The organism is Denitrobacterium detoxificans (genome assembly GCF_015062615.1).
In the GTDB taxonomy this organism is placed as follows: Bacteria; Actinomycetota; Coriobacteriia; order Coriobacteriales; family Eggerthellaceae; genus Denitrobacterium; species Denitrobacterium detoxificans_A.
This window is the reverse complement of the sequence record NZ_SUUH01000005.1, coordinates 73096-84967: the sequence shown is the minus strand read 5'-3', so window position 1 is coordinate 84967 and position 11872 is coordinate 73096. Positions and strand designations below refer to the sequence as shown.

Here is an 11872-nt window from a genome sequence, read left to right as displayed (position 1 = left end):
TGCCTCAATTCAACGACGAAGCCGACCAGAGGCGCACTCCCCTGGTCGGCATTCGATTCATCTACCTTGCAACCTGCCTAATTAACGCCATACCAGCCAATTCCCTCGAATTGCCAGCCGAGCTTCGTCAGGCCATCGCGTTCTTCCGCGCTCATGGTGTAGTGATGCGATCCGGTATCGGCATTCGGGTTGTACAGACGGTACAGGGGAACGGATTCGTCATCGTCTGAATACCATCCGATGCCCTCGTACCTCCAGCCCAGCACAATCAGGCCATCGCGCTCTTCCTCGCTCATGGTGTAGTGATGATCGCCGCCATTGGGGTTGTAGAGGCGATACACCGGATGCTCGCTCTTCACGGGAGCTTCCCAGGCAACACCCTCGTACGTCCAGCCCACCTGCTTCAAGTGGTCGCGCTCGGAAGCCACGGCCGTGTAGAAATGCTCACCCGAATTCGGGTTGTACATGCGATACATGCTATTGGTTTCCTGAGCAGGCTCTTCCTGTGCCTTGGTGCCCGCAGCAGGGGCGTATGCCGCAACGGCCTCGGTAATGGACTGGGTCGCCGCATCGACTTCGCTCTGCGAAACGCCGGGCACGCCAATAAGCGCCTTGCCAGCAGCAACGGCATCGTCAAGCGCCTGCTGAGCCTCGGCGCTTACCCACTTCGCCGTGGGCTCGACGTCGGCGCCCGCCTGAGAGGAAACAACCACGTCAGCGGAAGCAGTCTGTGCGGAGGCGATGGCCGCCTGAAGCGCCGTCGTGTCGGCATTGGAAGCAACGCTGATCAGATAGCCGTCCTTGCCGCCCACGTTCTTATTGGCCATGTCACCATCGTTGGAATTGCTGTCCATGAGGATGTACGTCGTGCCGTTCGCGTAGGCAACCGCAGTGGCGCTATCGGTGTTCGAGCCACCCAGCGTCTTCACGTTCACGCACTCGCCCGTGTCCTTGCTGTACCAGGCAACGAAGGCATCGGCATCGCCCTTGTTCAGGCCCTTGAATACGTAGTCATTGCCCTCGGTTTCGCCCACCACGACATAGTAGTCATCGGTCTCGGCGGCGCCATTGGCAGATCCCCAACCCGTGGACTGCAGAATGTTCGACCACGCGACAGAACCTGCGGCATTGCACTTGAGAACGAAGGCATTGCTATTGCCGAGCGAGCTGTCTCCCCAGGTGCCACCCGTGGAAGCCGTATTGCCCACCAGGATGAAGCCGCCATCTTCAGTGGCCACGATACGCGAGGGGCTTTCCTGGTCGCTGCCATCGGAGGTGCCGCCGTACGTAGAAGCCCACTTCACAGCATATTCCGTGCTGCTCACATCGGCGAAGTCCATTACGAAGATATCGTACTGGCCGCCATAGTACTCGCAGCCAGCGAACGGGCAACCCTCACCCGTGGCGCTTGCATGCTCCATGCCTGTCACGGCGAAACTGCCATCGGAAAGCTGGGCAATGTCATAGCCGGCCACCAGCTGCTTTGCCAGCACCTTGCTCCAGCCCTTGGAACCGTCGGCAGCGTAACGCTGCACCACGGTGAATACCGGACCCGATGCCTCATCGGCATAATCGCCCGTGAAGCCCGCGCCCACTACCTGCATGACCACGATGCAGCCACCATCGCTCGTAGGGGCAACGGCCTTGCCGTCGGTCGTAGCCGAAGACACGGGCCCATTGACCCAAACGACCTTGTTGGAACTATCGAACTTTGCGACAAAGGCATTCGCCTGACCATCAGCCGAAGAGATGAGCGACGTCTTCGCATCGGCGAACATGCCCGTAAGGTCGCTCGTGGATTCGGAGTAGCGACCCGTAACGTAGTAGCCGCCGTCTTCGGCCACCACGATATCGGCCACGCTCACGCTCTTCGCGTTTTCCAGCATCGCAACCAACGCAGTCTTTACCAGCTCCTGCTTCTGATCGTCATACGTGAAGCTCTCAACGAAGCCACTCTGCGTGGACGTACCGCGCGTAGCGAAATCATGGTCATTCGACTGCGTGGTGCCCGCAACCAGAATGTCGCCATCTTCGTTCACCGCCATGTCGGCAGGAACGTCGCTGCTGGTACCCGCCATGGAAAGCACGGAACCCGTGGCAAAGTTATCTACTTCCACCGTGATCTCGGGGAACACCGGCGCCGAGGCGCCCTCTTCGCGAGTGGAGGGATCGAACTTCAGAGCCAGGTCCTGGCCCTCATCGGTCATCATGCCGTTCACATGCAACTTGATGCCGCCTTCACGCGTAAGGTCGCTTTCCTTGAGGGTCATGGTGTAGGAGCGCACCTGCGTGGACTCGTCGTACGAAGTGCTCGACATGGCCACCATCGTGCCGTCGCCAGCGCGATCGTACGTAGCGGTGGTCAGCGAACGGGACACAAAGCTGTACCCGTTGATAACGGCGTTCGTGAAGTAGAGCGTCACGCTCAGAGAATCGCCTGCTTCCTCGATGTAGGCATCTTCGTACAGGGAAGGTGCTGCCATGGAAAGCGACGTGGGGTCGGAAGCCTTGTACAGGCCAACACCCATCGTGTAGGTACCCGTCACGGAAGGCTGAACGCTCGTAGATTCAATGCCCATTAGGAAGCCATCGGCGCCACCTGCCAGAGGCAGGCCCAAAAATTCGCCATTGGGGCTGGTGTAGTTACCACCTACAACATAGCCATTGTCGGTAGCAAGCAGGGCAAGAGCACTATCCTTACCCGTGCCGCCAAAGCTCGAGATCTTCTGCACATTCAGAGAATTGTCCAGGTACACAACGTACACATCGCGATCACCTGCCTGGAATTCGGAGCAGCCCGCGAAATCGCCAGCAGCAGCCTTGTAAAAGCCCGCAACCAGGAAGCCGCCATTGCATGCCGTCACTTCTTCGGCAGCACTCTCGGAGCCATCGCCCAGAACGTTCGAAGCAGTCAGCTGGCCCGCAGCGGAAATCTTCGCAATGTAAGATTTGTCCTTGGTGTCATTATGCGTATCGGTAACGGATTTAGTACGACCCGACACCACATAACCTTCGTCCGAGTTAAGGCCATTAGCGTAGGCAACGGAAATGAGGCAATCGTTCTTGGCGCCGTTCATGCCCTCGCACACGGACCATTCGATCGCCAAGTCGGGATCAGCGCCGCCAACAGTGGAATTGACGTCCTTCAAGGCAAACTTGACGACGATGGAGTCGCGTGATCCATCTGCGGAAACAGGAAACGCATTACCATACTTAGTGGCCGTATCATAAGAATCATCCGTAGATGCAACCTCGCCCACCACGATGATGCCGCCATCGTCGGTGGCCATGACATCATGGAAGTCGTCATAACCCGTCTTACTCGAACCGCCAAAGGCCTTGATCCACACGAGGCTCAGGTCATCCTTGCTGTACTTCGCGATAATCGCATCGCGATCCGTAGCAGACTTGCCCAGCGTGTCGGCCAAATCACCTGCGTCCTGAACGAAACCGACCACGATGTAGCCGTCGTCCACTTCGGTGACGCTCGTGAAGCAGCCCTTATCGGCGCCTCCCAGAAGAACAACCTGCTTGTTGCCGTTCGCGTCAATGCGGCACAGCATGCCGTCCTGATGTTTTTCGCTTGCGCGAGCGGAAAAGTCACCATCAGCAGACTGCGTGGAGCCAACTGCGACAATGTTGCCATTGGCATCAACCAGGCCATCCACGAAAGAGTCAGCCTGCGAGCCACCAACGGTGTAGCGCGCAACTTCCGCATGACTGGCATCGTAGACAATGACGCCCGCGTCGCTATCCTCCGTCGTGCTCTGAGCGGCAAGCACCGATGCGGGTGCCAGCGTCGAGTCAGTTGCGGAAGTAATCGTGCCGAAGGCGACGAGGCCGCTTCCCTTCTTCGCGAGTGCGCTGATGTTATCGAGCGCAGGGGCCGTCTCCGTCGTAGACGTGAAAGACGACTTCGAGGAATCGCCCAACCCCGTCATCTGCTTAGCCCAGCTAAACGCAGTATTTCCGTTGGAGTACTCCACAGCAAACGCGGGAACGGCGCTTACCACCAACGACACAGCCACTGCGCAGACAGCTGCCGCAATAGCGGCCGCGAATCGCGCACTTCCCTTTCGCACAGCTTGCATACGCACATCAACCTTCCTTGCAACTTCACAACGCCCCCGCGACACAAAAGTGCACGGTCGCGGGGGCGTTGCAAAATCGTCCTAGACACACACAAGCTCGGTACTATAGCGAAGCTCGCGGTAATTAGGAAGCACTAACTTTTAGTGGTGAGGTATCTGACTGGCTGCACGCACAATAAGTTTTGTGGCCATTTCGTAAAGAATAATTCATTTGCCCAGGTAGAAAACGAGTTAGGAAAAAGCATGCGAATCCATGCTCCAAATGGAGAATGGATGAACGAATACAGCCCGAAAAGACGCCCTACAGGGACCAATTAACGGCCTCTCCTAAAACGGCAGATATGACCTGGGAAAACGCAACGGCGTCCCATCCCACCACACGGGACAGGACGCCTGCAACAGGTAAGCAAGACTGCTATGCAAGCGGCAATTCCACCGTGAACGTCGTGCCTTCCGCAGCGCTACTGGCCACGCGAATCGTGCCGCCATGGTCTTCGGCAATGCTCTTCGCAATGGAAAGACCCAGGCCATATCCGCCCTTGCCCGACGTGCGCGCCTTGTCGGCACGATAGAACCGGTCGAACAGATGCGGCAAGTCGTCGGGGGCAATGGGTGCACCGCTGTTATGCACCGAAAGACGGCATACCTGCGAGCGCTTTTCGAGCGTCAGGTGCACCGAGCCATGCGACTCCGTGTACTTGCATGCGTTGTCGACCAGCGTGGCAACCATGCGCATCAGGCGCATTTGATCGCCTTCGACCTCCATGTTGGGGGCGATGCTGTTTTCGATGAGCACGCCGCGCTCGAATGCCACGCTCTCGAATTGTAGGGCGACATTTTGCACCACATCGCTGAAATCCAAGCGACTGAGCACATGCTCTCGTTCCCCGTCTTCCATCTGGGCCAAATAAAGCATGTCGTTTACCAGGCCCTGCATGAGGCGCGCTTCGGTTTCCGTGCTTTCGATCCACTGCATCTGAGACGCCACCGTGGCATCGGGCTGGGAGGCAAGAATGGAATCGTTGGCGATAATCACGGTAAGCGGAGTCTTCAGCTCGTGGCTGGCATCGGCAATGAACTGCTGTTGCTGACGCCACGCACGCTCCACAGGGCGCACCGCCCACTTGGAAAGCAGCACGCTCACAACGAAGAAGGCCGCCAAGGCACCCAAGCCCGCAAGCAGGAAGGGACCCAGCAGAGAAAGCGTTCCCTGGCTTACGTACGTATCGGACGCAAAGGCAAGCATGTACCCCGATTCGGTCTTTTCGATGCGGTAGTAGTACCCCAGACCATCGGCATGCCCCTGGACCATGGATTCGCCCGACTCAGCAATGGCGTCTTGCGCAACGGAAGCAGCCGAGGCAAGCACGTCGGAATCCATGCCAAGCGTATCGGAGAGAACGGTTATCTCGCCACTATCGGCGTCAACGGAAAACGAGGACGTTGCCACCATCTGGCTGCCTATGCCGTCGCGGCCCATCTGGGCACCGTCGATACCATCCCCGCTAGGTTGCTGGGACGCATCACCCTCCGCAGCATTGGGTGCTTGTTCGCTCTGGCCCGATTCCGCTTCGGAAGAATTTGCAGCATTCGCTTCAGAGGGGGTACCCTCCCCCGCATTTCCTGCGGAAATAGATTCATCCGACCCAGAGAGTGGAGTAGTGGACGCAGGGGGTACGCTCCCCCAATTCACTTCGTCGCCACCCGCGTTCGAAGCCTTCGATTGCGCTACATCCATGCCCACGCGATGCTGCAACGAATCGTACACTTCGCTTACACGCTGCGAATAATTGGCCACGCCCACGGCAGAAAGCACCGCCACCAAAACGACGAGTACGAACGCCATGTTCGTAACGACGAACTTCCGGCGAAAGCCTTCGAACGCCGTGTTCCCCTTGCGTTTCTTATGCGTCTTCACCATTGTCGTCCCTTAGGCGATAGCCAAGCTTGCGTAGCGTTTCGATATGCACGGACGAACCTACGAAATCGAGCTTCTTGCGCAGAAAGGAAATGTACGCTTCCACATTGTTATCTTCCGCAGAGGAATCGTAGCCCCATACCTTGGTTATGAGCGTTTCCTTCGAAGTTACGCGCGAGGGATTTGCCAGCAGGATTTTCATGATGGCGAATTCCTTCTGCGACAGGCGAATGCTCTTCGCGCCACACGAAAGCTCGCACGTATCCAGATCGAGCTTCACGTTGCCGAACTCCAGCGACTCGAACACCACATCGCCCTGCCTGCGCGTAAGCGAACGAATGCGCGCAAGGAGTTCCACGGGGGCAAAGGGCTTGGTCATGTAATCGTCGGCGCCGCTGTCCAGGCCACCCACCTTATCGGCGATAGCGCTACGGGCGGTGAGCATGAGAATGGGCACGGGATTCTTCTCGCGACGCAGCTGCTGCGAGATCTCGAACCCGTCCTTATGGGGAAGCATCACGTCGAGCACGATGCAGTCGTAGATGCCGCTCTGGGCGTAATACAGGCCCTCTTCGCCATCGTTCACCACGTCGACCTGATAGTCATTGTTACGCAGGATAGTGGCAAGGGCATCAGCGAGGCGGATGTCGTCTTCTACAACCAGTATTTGCATGTCGGTCCTTTCCCCTCATACATATACATCCCTATTGTATCAACGAACCTGAAACGCCCCTGAATACAAGAAGGGGCAGCTAGCATGAGCTAGCTGCCCCCCATACGCTATGAAGCTGAACTACAGCGCGAAGTCGGCTTCGCCGTTGTAAACGGCCAGAGCGTCGTCGACCTCGTAGTCGGCCAGCGTGATGGCGCTGATGGCCTTCGTGAGGCGCACGGCCTCTTCCAGCGAACGCATGTGGATGTTGCGGCCCGTGGCGTTACCGCAGGCACCGCCCACATGAATCTGATCGTACAGGTTGGACAGGAATTCCTTGGCGTCGGCCTTGGAACCGCCAGCGCACACCAGGCCGGTGCGGCCAGCAGCCTGGGAAGCGATGGCCAGGCTCTGGGCGCTGGTAGCTTCCTCGGTGTCTTTCGGAGGGTTGACCTTCACGAAGTCGGCACCCAGGCACAGGGCGGCACCAGCAGCACCAGCGATGAGTGCGGGGGCCTTCTCGTCGGCAACGGCCTTGCCGCGAGGATAGATCCACAGGACCACGATCAGGCCGTTTGCATGTGCCTGAGCGATGAGTTCGCCAGCCTCGGCCAGCATGGTGGATTCATATTCGCTGCCCAGGTAGATGGTGTAGCCAAGGCCCACGATGTTGACGCCAGCCTCGCGCATGGCCAGAACGGCCTCGAGGTCGTGCAGCTGGGGAGAATACGGATCGTCCTGAGCCGTCTTCACCAGGTTCGTCTTGGAGTTCATCTTCACCAGGAAGTTGATTTCCGGGTAATCGGGAGCATAGCGAGCAATAAGGCCACGCTGACCAGCCAGAACGCCAATGACGCCTTCCTGGCCAATCTGGAACAGATGCTCGGGATCGTTATCGGAGGGATCGATGCCCTCGCCGTAGAAGTCGCCGTTCAGGTGCTCCATCTTCTGGTCGCAGGCGAACAGCATGAGGCGACCGGTGTTGCGGGTTGCCTTCAGATAGTTGTCGATGTAGGTTTCACGGACCTCAGGCATAACGTCGGCAGGGACTTTCACCTGATCACGAGTAATGCTTGGCATGTGGTTCCTCCTTAAGGAAAGGTCATACTGTTACCGATGTAACCAGACTATTGTACGCGATGCCAGCATATCGGGCTGGCTTTTTGCCGAAAAAGGACGCAAAAAGGCGGTTGACCCCAAGGTCAACCGCCCAAGCATGCGGGGCGCTCCTCCCCGCCCTGCATTACGCAAGAAGAGCTATACGGTGGTCGTCTGCGTCGTGCCGGACTGCTGGCTTTGCCCCGAAGAAGCATCGCCATTGGCCATGTCGCCACCACCGCGACCGCCAAATCCGCCGCCGCCATTACCGCCAGCCATGCCGCCACCAGACCCCATGGTCGTCGTAGCAGCCTCGGTACTGGCCGTTGCCGTGGTAGCTTCCTGGCCATTCACCAAGATGGTGTACTCTTGGCCATCCACCAGGCTCGCGTTGGAAACAACCACATAGCTAAATCCATTGACCGAGGTATAGCTAGCCACCACATTGCCCGAGGCATCTTCCACGGTAACCGTAGAGCCGGCCTGCCCGCTGGCGCTTACCGCAATGAAGGGCTGCGTACTATCGCTGGTGAACGCACCGTCCATGCCCGAGTTGCCCACGACGAAAGCCGTTCCGCCCGTAATCGTAGCCGTGGACTCATAGTCGATAGCGCCATTATCACCACCCGATACGCCCGAGATATACAGCTCGCCCGCGGTCATTTCGATATTGCCGTTGGAGTCCATGCTGTCGCCATCGGCAGTGCAGACAAGCGTGGTGGAGCCACCGGAAATCGTGATGTTGCAGGCGCTCGACGCGCCAGCCATGCCGCCTCCGGCATTTCCGCCAGCCATGCCGCCACCGGTAGAGCCGGAAGCGTCGGGGGGCGTACCACCCGCATCGCTGGGAAGCTCGCCACTAGGGGCTTCGCCGCTCGGCATGTCACCCGAAGGAGCCGTGCCACCCGCTGCGTCGCCGCTCGGCGCCTGGGGGGCCTCACCCGTCGTCTGGGTGCTATCCGACGTTGCGGCTGTGCTCGTTGCGTTCGTGGCGGCAACATCGGTCGTCACGGTATCGGTAGTGACAGCCGCGGCATTGATGCCGTCGTCGCTGGAGTACACCAGGTTCTCGCCGCCCGAAATTTCCACGCACTGGCCTTCCAGGCCCTCGACGCTCGTCTCAACCGTAGTCTGGCCACCCTCGATACTCAGGTTGTACTCGGCGTGCACGCCGTCGTCGCCTGCGTTGATGACCAGCTCGCCATCCGCAATCTGCACGTCGTAGTCGCCATGAATGGCATCGCCCTCGACGTCAATCTCCAGCTCGCCACCGGCAATGCGCACGAGCTTGCTCGCCTGAATACCATCGTCAACCGCGGTGATGGCAATCGTGCCGCCATCGATGGAGACATAGCCCTTGTCATCTTCGTCCGTTTCCGTGGACTTGATGCCATCGGACTGGGAATCGATAGTGATGTCGCCATCGGAAATCTGCACGCTATCCTTGCCATGCAAGCCATCGCCCACCGAGGTAACGTCAATCGTGCCACCCGTGATGGTAAGGTCGTTCTTGCTGGAGATGCCATGGTTCACCGTGGCATTCACCGTAAGCGATCCGCTGCCGTTGATCGTAAGGTCGCATTCGCTGTAAATGGTCGCGTTCGGTTCGCCATCCTCACCCGTCAGAGTCCAGCCGCTGCCATCGGAAAGCGTGTTGGTGGAACCGCTATCGAGCGTGATGAACACCTTGTCAGCGGTTTGCACGTTAATGCACGGCCCGCTGGAGCAACTCATGGTCACGCCATCAAGTACCAGCTGCACCTTTTCGTCGTCAGCCGCAGCCACCACGATCTGGGCGTCGCTTGAGCTACCCGAGATAACGTACGTACCAGCAGTGGTGATGGTTACCGTGGAGCCATCGGCCGTGGCGCCCGACCCGCTTACCGTGGCGGAAGAATCGCTCAGCGTAATGGTGGTCGCGCTGGACGCATCGTAGCTGGCATCGCTATCGCGATTGGAATACTCGAACGTCATCGACGCGGTATCGGCGGCAACGGCTCCCTTAGCATGCGTTGCCGTGCTTTCCGTCGTGGTGGTCGTGCTCGTCGAAGAATCGGAATCGCTGCTCGACGCAAGCGACGAGAGAGCGGAGCATCCCACCACGCCGACCAGTGCCAACGTGAGACCGGCCACGGCCATGGCGCGCACGGGGTGCGCAAGCGCGTTCAGACGATCGCGCACCGTGCGCTTCCGCGCAGCCGCCGTACGGTTTGCAAACCGGCGGCTTGCGCCCATCGCATGAAACTGCGGGGAATCCACCGTGGGGTACGTACCCGCCGATTCGTGCTCATGCCACGCGCCGCTCGAGCGGTCCTGCGGCTGCGCACTGGTATTCGGTATCGAATACCCAGAGCGAGCGTGTTTGGGTGTAGTCATTGTTAGAGCCTTTCCTGAAACATGGTGGGCCTACCGCATTGGACGGTCAGATTGCCGTTACGCGTGCGGATGGCATCGAGCAGCGTCTTCTCTGCGCGCGCATCCTTCAGCGTGACAAGGTATTCCAACTTGTACAGGCTGCCCATGTTGGTGGTACGGGTATTGACGAGTTCGTGCTTGGAAGTAAAGCGTTCAAACAGGTCGTCAAAGAGATTCGTATAGTCGATGTCCTCAGGGATGGTAACGGTAAGGGCGCGCTCCACGCGTTCGCCCATCTGGCTGCCCAGCGGGGAAAGCACGAATACGATGTTCGCGATGGCCACGATGACCGTGAACACGCACGCCAGCGCCAGGTAGCCCATGCCCGTAGCCAGGCCCACTGCCATGGCCAGGAACACCGAACCGATGTCCTTTGCGCTACCCGGAATACTGCGGAAGCGCACCAAATTGAACACGCCCATGACGGCAATGCCGGCACCAATGTTGCCGTTCACCAGGCTGATTACCATCTGCACGATGATGGGCAGCAGAGCGAGCGTCACAACGAAGCTCTTCGAATATGAGTGCTTGAACATGTAGATGAACGCGATCGCCACGCCAAGCACGAGCGAGACGGCCGAGCAAAGGAAGAAGTCGACGCCGGACATTGCCGCAGCCGTCGAATCGGTGCTAGCGGTTAGCACGCTGGTGAACAGGGAATCAAGCACAATGAGCTCCTTTCACGCGACGCGCGACAGGCGCGCCGTATCGGTCTTTCGTCTGAATGCGTTCAAGCGGCTGCTTCTGGTAGATGGGAACGCGCTTGCCACCCACCTGGGCCACCGGCACAAGGGCCGTATAGGCGCCCGCAATCTTCGAACAGGGCTGCGGATACATCCGCAAGTTGGACAGCGCATGCACCAGCCACAGGGGGTACGCCTTCTGGCATTTGATTTCCAGGATGATGTTGCGCTCATCTTCGCCATAGATGAGATGACCGCCTTCACCCTGGTCAAACGTCAGGTTCTGATGACGCCACCGCGCGTTGAAGTCGAAGGTGAAGCGAATGTTGCTACCGTCGATACTCTTCAGGGACAGGCGGTTCACCACTACCATGATGCGCGGACGCAGCTTCGGGTAGCGCGCAATGGTGGCGTCGATTTCGCGCACCGTCTGCAACTTGCTGGCGGACAGCGCCTCCTCGGCATCCAGCGCGCCAAAACTTGCCGCCACGCGCACGGCCTCCTGGTACGACACATCACCTTGCATATAGGCGATGGCCAAGTCGCGCGGAAGCTGCACGCGACGCTTGTACACGATGCCGTCGAACTTCTTCTTGAGCTCTACGAACACCAGGTCGCTCGCTGCTGCGGGACCGTACGACCGAATGCGCAGCTTCTCCTTGTAGAAGGGCTTTTCCATGGAACGATTGATGAGCGTGTCTTCCATCGTGTCGAAATACAGGCTCGAAATCGTGCTGCGCGCGTACTGGTCGTCACGGAGCTTATCGCCAATCGCCTGCATGAACAGGTCGAACTGACGACGCGTGATCACGTACTTCTTTTCCGTGCGCTCGAAGATGGCAATTGGCTTCGGGCTTGGTTTACTTGCGTCAGTCATCGTCATTCCTCTCGTTGACTGTACCCGACTCTACAAACCACGCCTTAAAACAGCCTGAATAACAAGCTGTCGCGAAGACGAAAACCAGCTGTTTAGTGCACCTGAACTGAGAAAATGGTAGAATTGAGATTACATTTC

7 protein-coding genes are annotated in these 11872 nt (G+C 58.6%); all 7 read right to left on the bottom strand.

What is annotated here, in order from left to right:
* Positions 1-77: 77 nt before the first annotated feature.
* The 7 genes from E7002_RS07275 to E7002_RS07245 all read right to left on the bottom strand — a co-directional run bounded on the left by E7002_RS07275 (position 78) and on the right by E7002_RS07245 (position 11734).
* Positions 78-4091, bottom strand: a complete 4014-nt coding sequence (locus tag E7002_RS07275; protein WP_303728199.1) for a hypothetical protein — start codon at positions 4089-4091, stop codon at positions 78-80.
* A gap of 415 nt (positions 4092-4506) precedes the next feature.
* On the bottom strand, positions 4507-6012 hold the full coding sequence (locus E7002_RS07270; protein WP_303728198.1) for a cell wall metabolism sensor histidine kinase WalK: 1506 nt from the start codon (positions 6010-6012) through the stop codon (positions 4507-4509).
* On the bottom strand, positions 5996-6682 hold the full coding sequence (locus E7002_RS07265) for a response regulator transcription factor (RefSeq protein WP_303728197.1): 687 nt from the start codon (positions 6680-6682) through the stop codon (positions 5996-5998). Before E7002_RS07265 ends, E7002_RS07270 begins: the two co-directional genes overlap by 17 nt.
* Before the next feature lie 120 nt (positions 6683-6802).
* On the bottom strand, positions 6803-7741 hold the full coding sequence (locus tag E7002_RS07260; RefSeq protein WP_066663673.1) for an aldolase: 939 nt from the start codon (positions 7739-7741) through the stop codon (positions 6803-6805).
* A gap of 177 nt (positions 7742-7918) precedes the next feature.
* Positions 7919-10135: a carbohydrate-binding domain-containing protein gene (locus tag E7002_RS07255; RefSeq protein WP_303728196.1), complete on the bottom strand. Its 2217-nt coding sequence runs from the start codon at positions 10133-10135 to the stop codon at positions 7919-7921.
* Positions 10136-10137: 2 nt separating this feature from the next.
* Positions 10138-10842 (bottom strand): DUF4956 domain-containing protein, encoded by a 705-nt coding sequence (locus E7002_RS07250; RefSeq protein ID WP_066663679.1) that lies wholly within the window; start codon positions 10840-10842, stop codon positions 10138-10140.
* Positions 10835-11734 (bottom strand): polyphosphate polymerase domain-containing protein, encoded by a 900-nt coding sequence (locus E7002_RS07245; RefSeq protein ID WP_303728194.1) that lies wholly within the window; start codon positions 11732-11734, stop codon positions 10835-10837. The genes E7002_RS07250 and E7002_RS07245 overlap by 8 nt, the downstream gene beginning before the upstream one ends.
* Positions 11735-11872 lie beyond the last annotated feature (138 nt).